16 protein-coding genes are annotated in these 20,010 nt (G+C 67.0%); 4 read left to right on the top strand and 12 right to left on the bottom strand.

What is annotated here, in order from left to right:
• Nucleotides 1–528 precede the first annotated feature (528 nt).
• Nucleotides 529–1,344, top strand: coding sequence for a helix-turn-helix transcriptional regulator (locus WT16_RS26040; protein ID WP_063534970.1), 816 nt, complete (start codon nucleotides 529–531; stop codon nucleotides 1,342–1,344).
• Here WT16_RS26040 and WT16_RS34005 read toward each other — a convergent pair.
• Genes WT16_RS34005 through WT16_RS26025 form a run of 4 tightly spaced genes read right to left on the bottom strand, consistent with a single transcriptional unit; the run spans nucleotide 1,266 to nucleotide 4,280 of the window.
• On the bottom strand, nucleotides 1,266–2,186 hold the full coding sequence (locus WT16_RS34005) for a hypothetical protein (RefSeq protein ID WP_156521500.1): 921 nt from the start codon (nucleotides 2,184–2,186) through the stop codon (nucleotides 1,266–1,268). The genes WT16_RS26040 and WT16_RS34005 overlap by 79 nt on opposite strands.
• 9 nt (nucleotides 2,187–2,195) lie before the next feature.
• Complete coding sequence (locus tag WT16_RS26035; RefSeq protein ID WP_156521499.1) at nucleotides 2,196–2,393, bottom strand: hypothetical protein; 198 nt, start codon at nucleotides 2,391–2,393, stop codon at nucleotides 2,196–2,198.
• A 7-nt stretch (nucleotides 2,394–2,400) separates the two neighbouring features.
• A complete protein-coding gene (locus tag WT16_RS26030) occupies nucleotides 2,401–2,967 on the bottom strand; it encodes a GNAT family N-acetyltransferase (protein WP_063534548.1) in 567 nt (188 codons plus the stop codon).
• Nucleotides 2,968–2,999: 32 nt separating this feature from the next.
• Entirely contained in the window at nucleotides 3,000–4,280 is a 1,281-nt protein-coding gene (locus WT16_RS26025) for an MFS transporter (RefSeq protein ID WP_063534547.1), read from the bottom strand.
• 186 nt (nucleotides 4,281–4,466) lie between these two features.
• Between WT16_RS26025 and ahpC the strand changes: the two genes are divergently transcribed.
• The 3 genes from ahpC to WT16_RS26010 all read left to right on the top strand — a co-directional run bounded on the left by ahpC (nucleotide 4,467) and on the right by WT16_RS26010 (nucleotide 7,469).
• On the top strand, nucleotides 4,467–5,030 hold the full coding sequence (ahpC, locus tag WT16_RS26020; RefSeq protein WP_006028553.1) for an alkyl hydroperoxide reductase subunit C: 564 nt from the start codon (nucleotides 4,467–4,469) through the stop codon (nucleotides 5,028–5,030).
• Between the two features lie 140 nt (nucleotides 5,031–5,170).
• Complete coding sequence (gene ahpF, locus WT16_RS26015; protein ID WP_006028552.1) at nucleotides 5,171–6,778, top strand: alkyl hydroperoxide reductase subunit F; 1,608 nt, start codon at nucleotides 5,171–5,173, stop codon at nucleotides 6,776–6,778.
• A gap of 241 nt (nucleotides 6,779–7,019) precedes the next feature.
• Nucleotides 7,020–7,469, top strand: coding sequence for an AraC family transcriptional regulator (locus tag WT16_RS26010; protein WP_231892110.1), 450 nt, complete (start codon nucleotides 7,020–7,022; stop codon nucleotides 7,467–7,469).
• Nucleotides 7,470–7,520: 51 nt separating this feature from the next.
• On the opposite strand, the gene WT16_RS26005 is transcribed toward WT16_RS26010, so the two are convergent.
• The 8 genes from WT16_RS26005 to WT16_RS25970 all read right to left on the bottom strand — a co-directional run bounded on the left by WT16_RS26005 (nucleotide 7,521) and on the right by WT16_RS25970 (nucleotide 19,834).
• Entirely contained in the window at nucleotides 7,521–7,892 is a 372-nt protein-coding gene (locus WT16_RS26005; RefSeq protein WP_063534546.1) for an MAPEG family protein, read from the bottom strand.
• A 252-nt stretch (nucleotides 7,893–8,144) separates the two neighbouring features.
• On the bottom strand, nucleotides 8,145–10,280 hold the full coding sequence (locus WT16_RS26000) for a hypothetical protein (RefSeq protein ID WP_063534545.1): 2,136 nt from the start codon (nucleotides 10,278–10,280) through the stop codon (nucleotides 8,145–8,147).
• Between the two features lie 13 nt (nucleotides 10,281–10,293).
• Complete coding sequence (locus tag WT16_RS25995) at nucleotides 10,294–14,154, bottom strand: AMP-binding protein (protein WP_063534544.1); 3,861 nt, start codon at nucleotides 14,152–14,154, stop codon at nucleotides 10,294–10,296.
• A 127-nt stretch (nucleotides 14,155–14,281) separates the two neighbouring features.
• Nucleotides 14,282–15,178, bottom strand: a complete 897-nt coding sequence (locus tag WT16_RS25990) for an MBL fold metallo-hydrolase (RefSeq protein WP_063534543.1) — start codon at nucleotides 15,176–15,178, stop codon at nucleotides 14,282–14,284.
• 14 nt (nucleotides 15,179–15,192) lie between these two features.
• A complete protein-coding gene (locus WT16_RS25985; RefSeq protein WP_063534542.1) occupies nucleotides 15,193–16,191 on the bottom strand; it encodes a ketoacyl-ACP synthase III in 999 nt (332 codons plus the stop codon).
• A complete protein-coding gene (locus WT16_RS25980) occupies nucleotides 16,181–17,287 on the bottom strand; it encodes a 3-oxoacyl-[acyl-carrier-protein] synthase III C-terminal domain-containing protein (RefSeq protein ID WP_015603120.1) in 1,107 nt (368 codons plus the stop codon). Before WT16_RS25980 ends, WT16_RS25985 begins: the two co-directional genes overlap by 11 nt.
• A complete protein-coding gene (locus WT16_RS25975; protein WP_006028544.1) occupies nucleotides 17,287–18,168 on the bottom strand; it encodes a hypothetical protein in 882 nt (293 codons plus the stop codon). Before WT16_RS25975 ends, WT16_RS25980 begins: the two co-directional genes overlap by 1 nt.
• A 34-nt stretch (nucleotides 18,169–18,202) precedes the next feature.
• A complete protein-coding gene (locus tag WT16_RS25970) occupies nucleotides 18,203–19,834 on the bottom strand; it encodes an AMP-binding protein (protein ID WP_015602810.1) in 1,632 nt (543 codons plus the stop codon).
• Nucleotides 19,835–20,010 lie beyond the last annotated feature (176 nt).

Genomic DNA, 20,010 nt, shown 5'->3' with positions numbered 1-20,010 from the left:
ACGGGCCGAACAACGCCGGAAGCACACAAAGCGTTTTCTGGAGTATTGCGGATAGGCATGAATGACAGCGAGCGACGCTCGTCATTTCCGTGGTCGCAGACGCGCTGCGACGGCATAGCCTGCTGATGCGTCCGGGAACAGCTCGCGCATTGCCGCTGTCGCGGCCGCGCTCACTTTCGTCTTTGCATCGTGCGCAGATTGTGTGCCGAACCTCGTTTCGGCAACGGATTGGTTGTCGCGGCATCGATGCTCAATTGCGCAGGATCGGCGCCATATGCTGTCGCGCGGCGTATCGAAACAGCGCTTGGGTCCATTGGCCTGGCGCAGTCAGGGCGCTGCGCGTTATCGATGCCTCGTCATATTGCGCCACGACGAGAACGACGAACTCGCGGCGGGTGGTTTCGGTCGGAGCGGTACGCGTGCAGCGGTCATCGACCGGCGGACGCACCATCGCGGCCAGAGGAACTGAGGAAAAACGAGTAGCGAAGCGCGCTATCGTGAACAAACTGGCAGATGGAGGAAACGGGATTGGTCGACATCTTTTGCAAGCTGGGAAAAGTCATATCCAGCATTGGCGCCGAGCGCTTTGCCACTGATCTACATTCGTTGTTTGTCGCATCTATGAACGTAGAAGCCACCAAGATTACTGCATGGTCCATCAATGACATGAAAAGGGAAGTTGTCGACGTGCATCTGTTGGGGGCATTCACGTCACAACATCAAGACCTATGGGCCGACATTCTGAATGTCGATCTGGAAAAAAAGTCGGTTGAGCATCCGCTGTCGAAGAAAGTACTGGCTGCGCGCGATACGCAGTTGATCCACATGAACGTGCTCCAACCGAACCAAGACGAGTTCGGGTTGACATCCTCGCCCTATCACGACCGAGGATTCCAGTGCCACCTGGTGTCATGCAAGACGAACCGCCGCTATGTGATTTCGTTGTGCCGCTCCCCGCAAGCGCGCGACTTTACCATTCAGGAAATGTCGCTTCTGAAAAGCTACGCCGAAACGCTCATGCCGCTCGTCGAGATGCACTCGTCGCATCGACGATGTGCGATGTCGGACCGTCCAGCGAAAATTCCGGGCCATACGGTGTGCTCGACCGGCGTCGAATCCGTGCGTCAGGGGTTCGAGCATAGGCTCAAGGATGCGGCCATTATGCTGTCCGATCGCGAGATCGAAGTGTGTGTTGGCTTGCTGACCGGCAACACGTTTCGCGAAATGGCAACTGAACTCGGGGTGAAAAGCAGCACTGTCGAGACTTACATCAAACGCGCGGCGGCAAAACTTGGCTTCAAGGGACGACACGGTCTCATAAAGTGGGTGCTCGACGAAGCCTGATCTGGCCGTCGGCGCGCCATCACGCCGGGAGGTGCGGTGGTCGTGGCATCTCGCCCAAAGGCTCCAGCGCTCCGGCCAAGAAGACTCGAAGCGACACGCCCTGCGCGGGCGCGTCGCTCACGGCGCGAAAACCCGCTCTGGCCAAGCCACCTCGACGGCGCGGCTTCCCTTAGAACTGACGGCCCGCGTCCACTACCGCGCCGAAGTCCGACCGGCTGTTGCCTGAGGCTAGCTCTAGGATTGCCCCCAAATTCCAGTGGATTTCGGTGGAGCGCAGCAGCGCTCAATAGAGGAAAAATTTGCACAAGCCCTTGAAAAACATAGGACTTATGGAGCCTGTGCCATTGACCATAATCCGCGTTGAGTTCGGCGAGTTCGGCGCATTGGCGAATTGGTGCCTGGACGATGAGATCGCCCACTCCACTACGCTTCAGTTGCGCGAGCGTCGCAACGATATTCCCCGGTTCGACAAAGCGAATGCCGTCGCCGCCTCCGCTGTCCAGAGTCGGTTTGACTACCAGTTCCGGCCAGGGCTTCACCAACGCACACAACCGCGGCACATCGATCAGCGTCAACTCTGCACCAGCCAACCTGCCTCCGACGACGCGCGCCAGCACGAGCGGTTCATTCGTAATTTGCAGGCGACCGTAGAAGTTCTTGTCGAAATACTTTCCTATACGGCTGCGTTGCGAGAGTGCAGGTTCGATATGACTGAAGGGCAGTGGTCCGCTCACATAGCGCGGATCGAACACACCGTTTGCGGTATGGAATGCGCGATGCCAGAGTGCGCTCGACGCCGGCAGACCAAAGCGCTCGAGGTAGGCGGTCGTGTCGGCATGCATCGCTCCGGTTCAGTCGTTAAAGAACGGCAATGACGGCATATCCATCATTTCGATGAGCAGCTTGCGATACCCCAGCCAAATGACACGATGGCGCAGATATTCGTTGAACCTGTGCTGAAGGAGTTCATAGCTAGATAGCAGCCTGTTGGGCTGCACGGCACCAGGCACGGTTCGAACGCCCGACTTCATTGCCGTGACGGTCCACATGATCAAGCTACACCTTGTCGTTGATGCGGGAAGTTAGCACGTGATCGGCCCAGGCTCCGTTGATCTTCAAATAGGCGCGAGCCGTGCCCTCGACCTCGAAGCCAAGACGCTTCAGCAGTTGGCCGCTGCGGACATTTTCCGGTCGGTAATTCGCCATCACTCGATGCAGGGCGTACGTTTCGAATACGAACTCGATCGCTCGCTCCAAGGCTTCGTACATCAGCCCTCGCCCTTGTGCGCTCGCTGCAATGGAAAACCCCAGATGGCAAGCCTGAAATGGGCCGCGCACGATATTGGTGAAATTGCATTCCCCGATCACGGCTTCGCTCTCCGGATTCCGGATCAGTAAATGGAGCGCATTTTCGGCGCACATCTGCTGCACCATACTCGCGATTCTTCGATCGATCGCTTCGATTGTGTAGAACTCGTCGGCGCGCAATGGCTCCCAAGGTTGCAAATGCTGCCGGTTCTCGACATGGTATCGAAGCAGTTCGGAGGCGTCGTCGGTGGCCAACATCTGCAAAGCCAGGCGAGCGGTCCGCAAACCGGCGGTGGGGAAATTCTGGGCTAACATCTATATGGATTCTCTCGATCGAACACTGAAAATCAGGCCTGCGCGTCGTCCAGGCCAATGCTGCTCTCCCGCTTGGCCGAAATGGCGTCGCATACGATAGTCAAGGCCAGCACGAGCATGGTTAGCACCATCAACTGCGTGAAAATCCGATCCGGACTGTCCACACCCGTACCGTCAGCGGTCAACATCGCGGAATAGGATCCGTACGCGACCAGAACGACGATCTGGACGATGCTGAAGACCGTGGCGCGAAGGTGCTCAGGCACCTCCACGAGGAACTTCGATTGCAACGTCATGTTGCCCGGAGAATAAAGCGCATTAAAGAAAAGCGCAAATCCGATCACTGCAGCAATCGGATGGCCGGAGCGAAAGCACACAAATGCCAGCAGCGCCAATACGCTCTGCGCCGTCAGCGAAAAATAGATCAGCTTATTGGCGTTAAGCCGCTTGGATACAGCGGGCGCGATCCAACCTTTCGGATAGTGCGCAAGATCGAATGCGGCGAGAATCAGAAAGCCCAACAGCACGGCACGCCATGACGCGTCTTGCAAGCCGATCTGACGCAGTTGCGATACCATCAGATAGGTATGCACGTGGATGACGGTCAGGATCGACAGGACCATGCGGAAGAGCATAAGCAGGAACCGGATCCTCGACGTGCTCTCCCGATGTCGAAGCTCGGCGGCGAACTGCACGAGTCTCCGTCCGTGTTCGCGGCAATGCCTATGAAAGGCATTCGCCTGGGGTGGCGTCCTTTCCTCGCTCTTCGCGAAGAAGAAAAGCATGGAAAGCCCACCATAAACCACTACGGGGATCAGCAACGACCATTCGCTCTGGCGCGTGAAGTAGTAGTTCCCGAACACCGATGCCAATACCAAAACGGGAAGAAAGGCCGAAAAGAAATTGCCGTAGGCCTGTGAACGCGCAAGCGCCTTTGCGCGCAACTCGTTTGCTTCATCGCCTAGAAGGCCGGATTTCGACACGTGCAGATCGACGAAATCCTGTATGAACGCCTGCAAGCATCCCGAGACGAGCGCCCCACCGAGCGCACTCAAGATGCTACTCGCGATCAATAGTGTCAATGATGATGGCACCTTGCTGTAATGGCTGTAATGGCACGACAAGAACAAAAACAGGCTGGCGATCGAGCAAGTCGCATAACCATACACCAGCGTGCGTCGGTGTCCGAACACGTCAGCGAATACACCTGCCGGCAATTCCAGCACAGCGCTCAGGTAAAAGCCGATGCCCACGCGCAAGGAGACTGCGAATCCCGGCAGTCCACTCAAGACGCCCACGATCAGATGGGGCATCTGGTTCGATATCGATTCGCCGCCTTCCCCGGAATTCCACGATGAACTTCTTTTCGCCCGCGGCCCGGCTGGGCGGCGAGATAGGCAATACCGATTCCGTCCATTGAAACATGCAATTTCACAGAACCGGCCCCCATCGCCATACTGGCGCTTCCTGATCACACACCAATTCAAGAGGAAACGCAAATGCCGATCATCAACAGCCAGATCAAACCGTTCAAGGCCACCGCATACCACAACGGCGACTTCGTGCAGGTCAGCGACGAGACCCTGAAGGGCAAGTGGTCCGTCGTCGTGTTCTACCCCGCCGACTTCACGTTCGTGTGCCCGACCGAGCTCGGCGATCTGGCCGACCGCTACGCCGAATTCCAAAAGCTCGGCGTCGAAATCTACGCGGTGTCGACCGACACGCACTTCACGCACAAGGCATGGCACGATACGTCGGACACGATCTCGAAGATCCAGTATCCGATGATCGGCGATCCGACGCTCGCGATCTCGCGCAACTTCGACGTGCTGATCGAAGAGGAAGGCCTCGCGCTGCGCGGCACGTTCGTGATCAACCCGGAAGGCGAGATCAAGCTGTGCGAGATCCACGACAACGGCATCGGCCGCGACGCGGGCGAGCTGCTGCGCAAAGTCCAGGCCGCGCAATACATCGCCGCGCATCCGGGCGAAGTCTGCCCCGCGAAGTGGACGCCGGGCGCCGACACGCTCACGCCGTCGCTCGATCTGATCGGCAAGATCTGAAGCCGCACGGCGGCATCGCCGCCGTGCGCGCCATGCGCCGCCGCGTTTTTCGCGGCGCGCTCCCGGCACCGCCCGCCCCATCGCCGCCTCGCCCGCATACGGCGAGCAAGCCCCTCTTTCGCTACGGAATCCGAATCGTCATGCTGGACGCCAATCTCAAGACTCAGTTGAAATCGTACCTCGAACGGATCACGCGTCCCGTCGAGCTCGTCGCATCGCTCGACGACGGCGGCCAGTCGCGCGAGCTGCGTGCGCTGCTCGACGAGATCGCGTCGCTTTCGCCGCAAGTCTCGATCGTCGAGCGCCGCGACGGGGCGGAGCGCACGCCGTCGTTCTCGGTCGGCGAGCCGGGCAAGGCCGCGGGCATCCGCTTCGCCGGGATGCCGATGGGCCATGAGTTCACGTCGCTCGTGCTCGCGCTGCTGCAGACGGGCGGCCATCCAATCAAGCTCGACGACGCGACGATCGAGCAGATCCGCGCGCTCGACGGCGATTACGCGTTCGAGACGTACATCTCGCTCACCTGCCAGAACTGCCCGGAAGTCGTGCAGGCGCTCAACGTGATGGCGCTCGTCAACCCGCGCATCCGCCACGTGATGATCGACGGCGCGCTGTTCCAGGACGAAGTCGAGGCGCGCCGGATCATGGCCGTGCCGACGATCTTCCTGAACGGCGAGACGTTCGGCCAGGGCCGCAGCAGCGTGAAGGAAATCCTCGCGAAGCTCGACCGCGGCGCGAGCCGGCGCGCGGCGCAGGCGCTCGCGGAAAAGCCCGTGTTCGACATGCTGATCGTCGGCGGCGGCCCCGCCGGCGCGGCGGCCGCGATCTACGCGGCGCGCAAGGGCATCTCGACCGGCGTCGTCGCCGAGCGCTTCGGCGGGCAAGTGCTCGACACGATGGCGATCGAGAACTTCGTGTCGGTCAAGGAAACCGAAGGGCCAAAGTTCGCGACCGCGCTCGAGCAGCACGTGAAGCAATACGAAGTCGACGTGATCGACGTGCAGCGCGCCGACCGGCTCGTGCCGGGCCGCATCCACGAAATCCGCCTCGCGAGCGGCGCGGTGCTGAAGGCGAAAGCCGTCGTGCTCGCCACCGGCGCGCGCTGGCGCGAAATCGGCGTGCCCGGCGAGCGCGAGTATCGCAACCGCGGCGTCGCGTACTGCCCGCATTGCGACGGCCCGCTTTTCAAGGGCAAGCGCGTCGCGGTGGTCGGCGGCGGCAACTCGGGCGTCGAGGCCGCGATCGATCTCGCCGGCATCGTGAGCGAAGTGACGCTGATCGAATACGGCGCGCAACTGCGCGCGGACGACGTGCTGCAGCGCAAGCTGCACAGCCTCGCGAACGTGACGGTGCTCACGCGTGCCCGCACGACCGAACTCACGGGCGACGGCGCGCGGCTGAACGGGCTCGTCTACGAGGACATGCGCACCGGCGAAGCGAAGCGCATCGCGCTCGAAGGCGTGTTCGTGCAGATCGGCCTCGTGCCGAACGCCGAATGGCTGAAGGGAACGGTCGAGCTGTCGAAGCACGGCGAGATCGTCGTCGACGCGCGCGGCGCGACGTCGGTGCCCGGCGTGTTCGCCGCCGGCGACGTGACGACCGTGCCGTACAAGCAGATCGTGATCGCGGTCGGCGAAGGCGCGAAGGCATCGCTCGGCGCGTTCGACTATCTGATTCGAAGCGAAGCGGATGCGGCGCAGGCGGCGGATGCCGAAGCCTCGGCGAGCGCCGAGATGATCGCCGCCTGATCCGCCCCAAAACCTTTCAATCGTCTACCGTTGGCCCTCGTCGCGATGTGAAGAGCATCGTGGCGAGGGCATTTTTTTTGATTCTTCACCGGTTCCGCGGAAAAGCGGCGCGGAAATGACGATGAGGGGGTCCGTCACGATGCTCAATGCGTTCGTGTCGCCGAACGCAGCCGATGCGGCGCGCATGCCCGATCGCTGCTGCGTGTACGGCGTTTCGTCGCTTTCGTCGCTCCTGAAGCAGTTGCTCGACGAGGCCGTCGACGTGCCGGCGATGTACGACATCGGCGGACGCGACGGCAAACTGATGGACCTGCTCGTCGCGGAAATGGCGTTGATGCGGCGTCTGTCGCTTCACGCGCCACTGCCGAGCGATCCTCGTCTCGCTCGCGCGTGCCGGTGCTTGTTCGATGCGCCGTCGATTGCGATCGGGCTCGACGCGATGGCGGCCGAAGCCGGCATGAGCTGGCGAACCATGACCCGCCTTTTCCGCATGCAGACCGGCGTGAGTTTCGCCGAGTGGCGCGAGCAGGTCTGCCTGCTCGCGGCCATCGAGCGCCTGAGCGAAGGACAGGCCGTGCCCCGCGTCGCGCTGGATCTCGGCTACGCAAGCCCTAGCGCGTTCACGTCCGCGTTCCGTCGCGTTCTCGGTGAAGCGCCGACCCGGCATCTGGAAGTGCGCGCAACCGCATGAACGGGTTGCAACCAAGGCACGCCGACGCGGCGTCGGGCACGGGGCGCGTGCTCACGGCGCGGCGAAGAACAGCCAGACCACGCAAACGAGGCCGACCGTCCACATGAGCGAGCGCAGCGTCGCCCAGTTCAGCAGATAGAGCACGCCATACAGCGCGCGCGATGCGGCGAAGACGATCGCGAGCTGATCGACGCGCTGCACGTTCGCGCCGTTGTGCCACGCGACGACGAGCGCCGCGGTGAACAGCGCAAGCGCCTCCCACGAATTCTGATGCGCGGCGAACGCGCGCGCTCGCCAGCCTTCGAGCTGCGCGAGATAGCGGCGCGGCTCGCGGTTGTCGTACCGGCTGCCCGACTTCGCGCACATCGTCCAGACGAACGGCATCAATGCGGTGATCAGCAGGCAAGTTTGCGACACGGTCATGCTTCCCCTCCCTTGTGGATTTTGACGAACCGGTTCGCTTGCGAACTGGCTCGATTGTCATGATCGACGCGCGGCGAACGCCGCCGCCGCGCCAGCCGCACTATACGGCATTGCATCGGTGTGGAAGCGGGATCGGCGAGCCGTGCGGGGAGATGACGCCCGAACCGATGTCGAGTACGAAGTCTAGATGTCGCGCGGGCGCGCGCCGCTCAAGCGCGCCGCGCGCCCGCCGGGGCCGGCGGGCGGACGGCATCACGCATGCGCAGCGTCGTAGGCGACATAATCGGCGATGCTGAAGAACCGGTATTCGTTCAGCAGATCCGGGCCGGGGAAGCCCTCGGGGTGGATGCGTCCGTGGATCGCGTCGCGCGGGCTCAACCCCGCGAGGCACATCGCGAGCATGAACTCGTCGAACGGCGCCATGAACTGCCGCGACAGGAAATGCATCCCCCAGTTGAACACCGACGGCAACTGCTCGGTCCGCGTCCAGCGGCCCGGCTCGGCCGCCGCGTCGTCGAGCAGGCTCGCGGCCCACGGGCTATGCCCTTCGACGACGAGGAAGCCGTGCTTCGCGTGCGGCTTCCAGCGCGCGACGAAGTCGATCAGGTCGGCGGCCGCGACGTAGCCGGGCACAAGCCCTTCGGCATCGCTGTACGCGACGCGGAACGCGCGCCTGATCGCGTCGAGCGGAACCGGCAGCGCCGCATCGTCCGAAACCGTCAGTTGTCCCGGATAGTAACGTTCGGCGACGCTGCGCAGATGCGCGCGATCGACCTGCCGCAAATGGCGCTCGAGAACCGCATCGGCGGCATCGCCGCCGCGCACGCCGAGGCGGCGGTTGTGCACGAGGAACATGAACGTGTGCAGCAGATCGCTCAGGCGCGCCGCACGATGACTGCCGTCCGGGCCCTTCACGGTCAGGCCGCTCGCGGCCACTGCTTCGTCGTAACGATCGGGCTGCGAAATGTCGGCGTCGATCACGCGCACGTGCACGCCCGGCACGCCGCTCAGCGCGGCGAGCGTATCCGCCGCGCGGCTGCGCGCCGATTCGTTGTAGTCCGCGCCGATCACGATGAGCGGATAGTCGGCGAGATGCCGGCCGCGCCGCGTCGATTCGATCACGTACTGCGCGAGCCGCCTGAGCGCGCTGCCGTCGCCGCAGCCCATGTCGGAAATGCCGGCCGGCTGCTGATCGAGCGGCGTCTCGTCGAACAGGCGCCGGATGATCTTCGCCGTGATCTCCTTCGACGCCGGGCCCGAGCCCGCGCCGCTCGACGCATACACGTTCATCACGCGATCGATGTGCCCGTCGCGATCGACGTCGAGCGGATCGGGGTCGCCGAACAGCAATTCGTCGAGCAGCGCATACGAGCGCAGGTACGATGCGGCGAGCCCCGCATACGGCGCGGCGATCGGCCGATGGATGCGTCCCGCCTCGTTGAGCCGCACGCGCGCGCCGTCGGCCTCGATGTCGGCCACGCCCGCGTGGCGCAGCAGCGCCCATGCGGCGTCCAGCGCGACGCGGTCCGCGTGCGGCCACGCGTCGCCGATCGCGACGCCGTCGCGCCGCGCGTCGAACGCCTCGAAGAAGCTCGCCGCGACCTTGCCCTGCTGCGCGCCCTGCTTCTCGAACACCGGCATGTCGAGCGCGACCCACGTCGGGCCGAGCAACAGCCCGTCCATCGCGGTGCGCAGTTGCGCGTCGGCGTGCCGTTCGAGATCGTCGCGCGCTTCCGGCAGCGGCCATCCGTCGATGCAGACTCGCACGAGCGCCGCGTATTCCTCGCTCTGGCCGGCGTGCTCGCGCCGGCGATGACACAGCGCATGCAGATGCTGCAGCAGCGAAGCCGCATCGGCCAGGCGCGTGAAAAGCGGCCGCTGCGCGTTCACGCACTCGACGACGCGCGCGCCGGCGGGCGTCAGCGCATAGCCGGCGTGCTCATCGCCGCTGCCGAGCGTCACCCAGCCGGCGAGGCCGAGCAGATTCAGCGCGCCCCACAGCAGCCCGAGGTTGCGCGTCGGATCGGCCTTGCGCGTGGCCGCGAACGCGCGCATCGCGCGCGGCTCGCCGGCCTTCAGGCCGTCGAACGCGCCCGCGAGCACGAGGCGCGTGAGCGTCGGCACGAGCACGATGCCGTTCGCCCAGTTGCAACTGCGCGTGTAGGCCATCACGCGCTGCGCGTCGTCGCTGCCGATGCGCAGCGTCGCCTCGCGGTCGCCGCGGCGGGTTTCGATCGGCGCGCCGGCGTCGGCGATCTCGACGCGCAGCGGCGTGCCGAGCGGCACGCCGAGCAGCTTGCAACTGTCGTCGGCATGCGAGCGGAGGTAGTTTTCGAGCTGCGCGGTCAGGGTGCCGGCAGACGTGGCAAGTTCACAAAGCGACTGCATGATCGGATGCGCCTCACAAGGAAGAAGAAATGGCGGACGAAGCCGCGTCCGCTTGCGCGGGCGCGTGCTGGCCCATTCGGGCGGCGAGATGCGTCGCCAATGCGTCGATCGACGCGTGATCCCAGACGGCGGACGCATCGACGGTCGTGCGAAACGCGTCGCCGAACGCCATCGTCAGCTCGACCGCGAGGATCGAATCGAGGCCGATGTCGGCGAAGGTCGTCTCGGCCGTCAGCGCGATCCGGCGATTGCGCAGACGCTCGCCGAGCCACGTCAGCAGCCAGCGCTCGACCTCGCGCTTCAGCCCGGGGTCGGCCTGCCCGGCCGACGCGGACGCAGGCTCGGGCGAGACGTCGGCGGCCGGCGGCGGCTCGTCGACGGCGAGCGCCGCGCCGATGCCGGCGGGCTCCGCACGCGTGTCGTAGTCGGCGCGCAGCAGCGGATCGATCCGTTGCGTCGCGCCCGGCACCGTCTGCTCGATCGGACCGATCTCGCGCTCGTCGCGCTGCGCCCACTCGGCGAGCTGCGCGGCGCTCGACAGCACGCGCCGGCGGCCCACCTGGCGCTGCGCCGCCTCGACCGCGAGCTCGTATTGGCTCTGCGCCCAATCGAGCGTCGCGCCGTCGGCGCCGCGCCGCTTCGCGGCCTGCTCGACGGCGGCCAGCAGCAGCGCCCATTGCGCGACGCTGCCGAGCCAGTAGTTGACCCAGTTCGTCGCGTGCGCGGCCCCGCCGAGCGCTTCCGCGTTCGCGAGCCCCTCTTCGAGCAGTTGCTCGCCGAGCCCGCGCAGCTCGGCGGCCAGCGCGCCCGCGCCCGTGCGCTCGCCCAGATAGCCGAGCAGATCGTCGCCGCGGTTCAGCAGACGGCTGCCCAGATGCGCGAGCAGCGTCTCGGTCGGCCCCTCGAAGATGCGCGGCAGCCGCGCATCACGGAAGATCTGCGGCGCGACATTCGTTTCGATGTAGCCGCGCCCGCCCAGCATCTGCATCAGTTCGTCGGACGTTTGCGACAGGCACTCCGAGCCGAGAATCTTCGCGATCAGCAGGCCGTCTTCGGGCGCGTCGCGCCCCGCGTCGAAATCGGCCGCCAGTTGCTCGATCAGCGCGCTCAGTCCGTCGATCCGATGCCGCAGGTCGCCAAGACGCTGACGGGCGAGCGGATGGTCGAGCAGCAGGCCGGTGCCGATCCGGCGGCGCGCCGCATAGCGATGCATCAACTGCGCGCAGCGCTTCATCGCGCCGACGCAGACCGCGCCGATGCCGAGGCGCGCGAAGTTCATCGTCTGCTGCGCGACCGCCATCCCCTGCCCGGGCGCGCCGAGCCGGCACGCGTCGCTCACGCGCGCGCGATCGAGGTGGAGCGTGTTCTGGATCATCCCGCGCACGCCCATCGTCAGGTCTTCCGCGCCGATCCGCAGGCCGGGCGTGCCCTGCCGGACCGCGAGCCCGACCATGCCGGCGCCGTCCGCCTGCTTCGCGAACACGTTGATCACCCCCGCCCACGCCGACGATCCGCTCCAGCTCTTGCGGCCGCTGATGAGCCAGTGATCGCCGTCGATGCGCTGCGCGGTCGACACGATCGCGCGCGCGTTCGAGCCCGCATCCGGCTCGGTCAGCGCGAACGCGGCGAGCGTGCGCCCCGTCGCGAGCAGCGGCAGCAGCTCGTCGCGCAGCGCGGGCTGCGCGTGCAGCATGATCGGCCGGATGCCGAGCGTATTGTTCAGGCCCACGAAGAATGCGAGCGTCGTGTCGATCGTCGCCAGTTGCGACACCAGCGCCAGCATCTCGCGATGCGTGAGACCGAGGCCGCCGTATCCGCGGTCGATCTGCATGCCGAGGAGCCCCGCGTTGCCGAAGTCGAGCACGATGTGCGGCGGAATGGTCCGGCGCTCGTCGATGGTTCGCGAATCGATTCGCGTGCGCGCGTAGTGGCGCAGCCAGTCCTTGAGCTGCTCGACCTTCGCGGCGTTCGGCGAGGCGGCGCTGCCCGCGGCGGCCGCATCGGTTGCATGGGCTTGCCCGGCCGGCGCGGCGCAAGGCGCCTGCGCGGCGGCCGGCGAAGCCGACGACGCGGACGCGGCGGCGCCGCCGCCCTGCGTGGCTTCGGCCACGCAGTCGTCCGCGTCCCAGCGCGCGAGCACCGTCAGCTCGCCGTCGCGCAACCGCTTGCGGCATTCGCTGCGCCGCACCTTGCCGCTCGATGTCTTCGGCACGCTGCCGGGCGACACCAGCAGCACCGCGCCCGGGCTGATGTCGTGGCGCAGCCAGATCGCCTCGCGCATGCCCTTGAGCAGCGCGTCGAGATCGCCCTTGCGATGCGTGCGCTCGATCTCCGCGACGACGACGAGCCGCTCCTCGTCGCCCGCGTCGACCGTGAACGCCGCGCAGCCGTTCGGCACCAGCTCGGGTCGGCTGCCGATCACCGCGTACTCGATGTCTTCCGAGTAGTAGTTGCGCCCGGCGATGATGATCATGTCCTTCAGGCGGCCGGTGACGTACAGATCGCCGCGATGATAGAAGCCAAGGTCGCCCGTGGCGGCGAAATCCTGCCCGGCCTCGCCGCCGATGCCGCGCTGGAACGCCGCGAGCGTCTGTTCGTACTGCTGCCAGTAGCCGGGCGCGACGCTCGCGCCCGCGACGCAGATCTCGCCGATTTCGTCGTCCGCGCAGCGCTCGTTCGTATTCAGATCGCGCACGACGACCCGCTGCCCGCCGATCGGCACGCCGACGCTGACGAGCACGCGCTCGCCGTCGCGCTCGTCCATCTGCGGCGCGAGGCCCTCGAACTCGCGCCGGATCGCGACCTTCTGCTGCTGCAGCGCCGCCTGGTCGACGCACACCGTGCGAAGCGGCCGCGGCGCGCTGCGCCCCGCGACGAGCAGCGTGCATTCGGCGAGGCCGTAGCACGGCTTGAAGCGCTCCGGATCGAAGCCCGTCGGCGCGAAGCGCTGCGCGAACTCCGCGAGCGTGCCGTAGCGGACCGATTCCGCGCCGCTGTACGCGGTCTTCAGGCAGCTCAGGTCGAGCGTCGCGAGCGCTTCATCAGGCACGCGGCGGCTGCACATCCGGTAGGCGAAGTCGGGCGCGCCCGTCACGTCCGCGCGATGGTCGCTGATCGCGCGCAACCACAGGAACGGATGCTGGATGAAGCGCTCCGGCGCCATCAGCACGCAGCGAAAGCCGCCGAACAGCGACGTCAGGACCCCGCCGATCAAGCCCATGTCGTGATACGGCGGCAGCCAACTGACCATCGTGCTCTCGTCGTGATACCCCATCCATTCGCCGATCAGCGAAAGGTTGTGGATCAGGTTGCCGTGCGTGACCATCACGCCCTTCGGCTTGCCGGTCGTGCCCGACGTGTACTGCAGGAACGCGACGTGCGAAGGAGCGACGTCGGCCGGTTCGAGCGTCGCGTCGAGCGGCTTCGCGGCGTCGAGGTCGAGCAGCGCGACGTGCGACGCCGCCGTATCCTCCAGCAGCTTCGCGCAGCGCGTGAAATCGTCGCCGGTGGACAGGATCGCCTTCGCGCCCGCGCTCTCGACGATGCCGACGATGCGGCTCGCGTGCTGCCGGTTGCGCGGCGGATACGCGGGCACGGCGACCGCGCCCGCGTACAGGCAGCCGAGGAAGCCCGCGACGTAGTCGAGCCCCGGCCGGCACAGCAGCAGCACGCGCTCGCCGACGCCGACCGACTGCCGTTGCAGCAGCAGCGCGACGCGGCGTGCGGCCAGCTCGAGTTCCGCGAACGTGATCGATTGCTGCTGCTCGTCGTCGGGCTGACCGCTCAGGAACAGATACGCGACTTTCTCGCCTCTCGTCGCCGCGCGCGCGCGCAGCAGCTCGTTGATCGTCTTCGGCAGATTGGTGGTGGTCATGGCGTCATCCGACAGGAAATGAAACCCACGGTCGTGGTGGTTGCGTTCGGCGGCCGGCGCCGACGATCCGACGTGAGCCGGCCGGTGGGGCGTTCGGCGCGGGCGTCGCCCGCGCCGGCGTGCGCGCCTACGCGGCGCGCTGGAACAGGTCGATCATTCGCTCCATGCTCTTCAGATGCAGCGCGCGCGGCACCACTTTCGCGCTGCGCGCCGCATAGCGCTCGGTCCATTGCCGCGCGAGCGCGCGCGTCGCATTCGTGTCGCCGCGCGCGGCGCGCGCTTCGTCGTTGCGCGCGGCAAGACCGTCGCGCGCATGCCGGACCGCGTGCCGCGCGACGCCGCCGCCGACGACGCCGTAATGGCCGAGCGCGATCCGCGACGCGTGCTGCTGCTCGATCGCGTCGAGCGACCGCCGATAGGCGGGCAGATCCTGGAACACGAGCGGCAGCCATTGCGTCGGCGCGTGGTATTCGCCGAGGGCGTCCGACACGAACAGCAGATCGAGCTGCGGGCAGTGATAGCCGAGCAGGCATGCGCTGTGGCCCGGCAGCGCGATCGCGCGCATCCGCATCCCTTCGCCGATGTCGAGCGCCCTGCCCGGATTGAGCGGATACAGCGGAATGTCCGACAGGTCGGCGAGCTCGGCCTCGGCGACCGGCTCCCACGCGACGGACGCCTGAGCGTCGAGCATCCTGATCGTTCGGCACGCGGACGGGCTCTGCAGCGCGTCGGCCGTATCGGGCGAGCCGACGATGTGCAGCCACGGCATGCGCGGCGCGAGCGTGCCGAGCAGGCTGCAATGATCGTAGTGCGAATGCGTGATCAGCCAGTAGCGCAGATGCCGGATGCCGCCGTAGTCGCTCAGCAGGGCGTGAAGCTGCCGCCACACGAGCTCGGTCATGCCGCTCAGCCCGCCTTCGACGAGCGTCGCGGCTTCGTCGTTGACGACCACGTACAGCGGCACGTCCTCGGTGCCGACGATGGCGAGCTGCGAGTCGATCCAGCCTGGAGTGCTGTGCTGCATGTCGTTCGGCCCCTTCAGCTCCGATAGAGCGCGCACGCCCAGGTCGAGCCCGCGCCGTAGGTCACGAGCAGGTTCAGTTGGCCGGCCGGCATCCGCCCCTGCTCGCGCGCGAGCGCGAGCGCGACCGGAAACGCGGCGCTCGCCATGTTGCCGAGATCCTCGACGGAAATCATGCAGCGCTCGCGCGGCAGGCCGAGTTGCTCGACCACCGCGTCGATGATCCGCAGGTTCGGCTGATGCGGCACGACGAGCCCGATGTCGCCGAGCGCGAGCCGGTGCTTGTCCAGCATCTGCCGGCACGCGCCGACGATGCGGCGCGTCGCGTCCTCGAACATCTCGGCGCCGCGCATCCGGAAGCAGTGGCGGCCCGCCGCGATGTCGTCGGCGTCGATGAAGTTCGGCCGCTTCGCGCCCGGCGCTTCCGTCTGCAGCAGATCGAACTGCGTGCCGTCCGCGCCGAGCGACAGATCGATGAGGCCGCGCGTCGCGTCGGGCTGCGCGCGCAGCACCATCGCGGCCGCGCCGTCGCTCAGCAGGATCGACAGGTTGCGGCCCGCGTTGCTCGTGTCGATCCGCCGCGACAGCGCTTCCGCGCAGATCAGCAGCACGTTGCGATACAGGCCGCTCGCAACGAAGTGCCGCGCGATCTCGAGCCCGTACAGCGCGCCGCTGCATTGCGCGCGGATGTCGAAGCACGGAATCTCGCGCAGCCCGAGCCGCGGCTGCATGTAGCACGCCTGCGACGGATCGTGATGATCGGGCGACAGCGTGTTGACGATCAGCAGATCGATGTCGGCGGGCGCGACGCCCGCGTCGGCCATCGCGCGCTCGGCGGCCGGGCACGCGAGATCCGCGAGCTGCCGGCCGGGCGCGAGGTAGCGGCGGTGCCGCACGCCGGTGCGCGTGCGGATGAACGCGTCGCTCGTATCGATGACGCGCGCGACTTCTTCGTTGCCGACGATCCGCTCCGGCAGCGCGTGGCCGAGCCCGGCGATCTCCAGGTTATGCCGCATGTTCGCGCTCCGTCGCATCGAGCGTCGAGCCCGCGTCGGTCACGGCCGTCTCGCCCCAGCGCCATAGCTGCGCGCCGAAGCCCCAGCCGGCGCCCGCGCCCGCGATCACCACCTGCGAGCCCGGCTTCACGACGCCGCGGCGAATCGATTCGTAAAGCGCGAGCGGCACCGCGGCCGACACGAGGCACGCGCAATCGGCCAGGCGAATCACGTATTGATCCGGCGCGAGGCCGAGGCGCTGCGCCCACGCGCGCACGAGAATCTCCGACGGCTGATGGAACACCATCGCGTCGATATCGTCCGTGCGCAAGCCGGTCTTGCGCAGCAGACGCTCGACGATGTCGGGAATCGCCTCGGGCATGAAGCGCGCGATCTGCTCCTGCGCCTCGGGCTTCAGCGTGAAATACGCGCCGAAGCGCTCGGCCTGGCGCTCGGCGTCGTCGCGATCCGCTGCGGGCTTCGGGTAGCGCCATTGCATCGTCGCGAGAGCGTAGTGCGTCGCGTCGCTGCGGTAGACGGCGTTCAGCCAGTCGGCGCCGTGCGGATCGTGCGCGTCGGCGACGAGCACGGCCGCCGCCGCGCCGTCGCCGAACGTCGTCGACGATTTGCTCGCGTAATCGACGACCGCCGACATCCGCTCGGACGAGCACACGAGCGCGCGCTTCACGCGCCCCTGCTTGATCAGGTTCGTCGCGAGCTGCATTTGCAGCACGAAGCTCGCGCATTCCATTTCGACGTCGGCATCGAGCGCGCGGCGCGCGCCGAGCCGATCGCGCAGCGCGCGCGACAGCCGCGGCGCGAAACGCCTCGCGCCATCGGCGGCGGTGACGAACGGCGACGTGATGTTGAACAGCACGAGATCGAGTTCGGCCGCGTCGACGCCCGCGCGCGCGAGCGCCTGGCGCGCGGTGCGCTCGGCCATCGCGAACTCGGATTCGCCCGCGTGCGGATCGATCACGTAGCGCGACTCGATGCCCCAGAACTGCCACCACTCGGACGGGATCGGCTCGACTTCATCGAAGGCGGCATCGTCGTTGCGCAGCAGGCGCGACGGCAGATTGCACGCGAGACTGGCCATGCGAACGTTGTAGGACATCAGACCTCCATTGCGATGCATGCGATGCGGGGCTTGAACGCGTTGAGCGTCAGCGCGGCGACGACCCGCGCGTCGCCGCGCGCGCCCGCGCGGGTCGCGAGCCACGCGGGAAGCTGGAACGCGGCGGGAACGCCGGCGTCGCCATCGATCAAGTCGATCACGTCGGCTTGCGCCCCGCTCGCGAGGCCTGCGTCGTCCGCGAGCCAGCCGCACACCCAGGATTCACGGAACAGTTCGGATACCGGCGCGTCGATCCTGCTTCGCACGTCGCCGACGACCTCGCGCACGGCCGCGTCCGCATTGCGCGGCACGGCGCGAAAGCGCCCCGCCGCCGGGTCGAAGCCGCCGTCGAAGCGCGCGACGACGCCCGTCTCGTGCGCATGCCGCGCGGACACGCCGGCCAGCGTCGCGAGGCTCGGCGCGTCGAGATCCGCGTAGCTCGCGTGATAGCGGTCGCCGCGGCCGGGCGAGAGCACGATCGCGCCCGCGCCGTCCGCATGGCCGCCCGATTCGGCGCCGTCGACGTCGGCGAGCGCCTCGGCCTTCACGACGAGCGCGCGGCGGTAGCCGAGCTGCCGGCAATGGCTCTGCACGAGATCGAGCGCGAGCGTCCAGTCGGCGTCGAGCAGATCGAACACGGCTGCGTTGGCCGCGCGCAGATCGCGCTGCACCGGATGCGCGAGCCGCGGCCCCGCGATGCCCGCCGCGTCCGCCATCCGGTTCGGTGAAACCGACAGGCTGACGATCAGATCGAGCTCCGAAGGCAGGCAGCGCGCTTTCGAAAGCGCCTGCCGCGCCGCCTTGAGCGCATAGTCGTTCGCAAATGCCAGCGCGTGCGCCGCGCCGTCCGGTATTGCAATACCCGCTCCCAGTATTTTCATGTCGCCTCGATGTCGAATGGGTTGGGCGATGCCGTCAGGCCGCCTGTGCGTCGTCGGCGGCCGCCTGCCGCAGCTTGAAGCGCTGCAACTTGCCGGCTTCGTTGCGCGGCAGACCGGCCGCGCGATACTCGATGCGCCGCGGATACTTGTACGGCGCGATCCGCGCCTTCACGTGCTGCTGCAACGCCGCCGTCAGCGCGTCTGAGCCGCACACGCCGGGCCGCAGCACGACGTGCGCGCATACGAGCGTGCCGCCGCGCCCGTCGGGCGCGCCGACGACGCCGCACTCGAGCACGTCCGCGTGGCTCAGCACCGCCTCCTCCACCTCGGCGGGCGAAATGGTGTAGCCGAGGCTGATGATCAGATCGTCGGCGCGCGACTGATAGAACAGGTAGCCGTCCTCGTCGAGATAGGCGGCGTCGCCCGTCAGGTTCCACCCGTGCCGCACGTAGTCGCGCTGGCGCGCGTCGCTCAGGTAGCGGCAGCCGGTCGGCCCCTGCACCGCGAGACGGCCGACGTGATAGGGCGGCAGGCGCTCGCCGCGCTCGTCGAGGATCGCGAGCCGGTAGCCGGGCACCGCCTTGCCGATCGCGCCTTCCTTCGCCTGCATGTCGTCCGCGGACGCGAAGATGTGCAGCATTTCGGTCGCGCCGATGCCGTCGATGATGCGAATGCCCGTGCGCGCGAGCCACGCGTTGCGCGTCGGCACCGGCAGCGCCTCGCCCGCGCACACGCATTTGCGCAGGCTGGAGATGTCATGATCGCCGATGTCGTCGAGCATCGCCCGATACGCTGCCGGCGCGGTGAACAGGATGCTCACGCGATGCGCGCCGATCGCGGCGAGCAGCCGCTCCGGCTTCGCCCGCTGCAACAGCACGACGCTCGCGCCGACGCTCAGCGGAAACAGCAGCAGCGCGCCGAGCCCGAACGTGAACGCGAGCGGCGGCGAGCCGCAGAACACGTCGTCGGCGTTCGGCTTCAGCACGTGCTGCGGGAAGCAATGGCAGATCGCCATCACGTCGCGATGGAAATGCACGGTCGCCTTCGGACGCCCGGTCGTGCCCGACGTGAACGCGACGATGCAAGGATCGTCGGCGCGCGCGTCGACCGGGTCGAACGTCGCCGGGTATTCGCGCATCAGCCGCTCGAACGCGGCCGCGTCTTCCTCGTCCGTGCCGTAGCACCGGATGAACCCCACACCGGGCACCGCCGCCATCGCGGCGCGCAATTCGGCGGACACCGACGCTTCGCAGAGCGCGTGCGAGACCTTCGCCTGCGCGATGACTTTCGACAGCTCGCCCGCGCGCAGCAGCGGCATCGTCGTCACCGCGACGCCGCCCGCCTTGACAACCGCGAACCACGCGGCGGCGAGGAACGGGTGATTGGTTCCGTGCAGCAGCACCCGGTTGCCCGGCACGAGCCCGCCGTCGCGCACGAGCAGGTTCGCGATCCGGTTGCTCAGCTCGAACAGTTCGCGATACGACCACGCGGCGCCGCACTCGGTGCGAATCGCGACGCGCTCGCCCCAGCCTCGCCGGGTCACGGCGTCGTCGAGCAGCACCGCCGCGCAGTTGATGCGCTCCGGATACTGCAGGCCCGGCAACTCGAAGACGAACTCCGGCAGATCGGTCGTTGCAGGCAGATTCGTGCGGCAAAAGTTGTCCATCGTCAGTGCTCGCGAGAGGTTGACTGAGAAACCAGGATGATTCGGCGCAGCGCAAGTCGGACGACGCGCGCCGGAACCGCGATTCGCCGAGAGCGCCCGAATGGGAATGTCGGGCCCGTCTGATTCAGATCGTTACCGCTCCGGAATGCATCGTTTCAATTCATTGAACCATGTCC

This window comes from Burkholderia sp. MSMB1589WGS (genome assembly GCF_001636105.1).
GTDB classification, from domain to species: Bacteria; Pseudomonadota; Gammaproteobacteria; order Burkholderiales; family Burkholderiaceae; genus Burkholderia; species Burkholderia humptydooensis.
The sequence above is the reverse complement of the archived record's forward strand: the minus strand, read 5'-3'. Positions and strand labels throughout refer to the sequence as shown.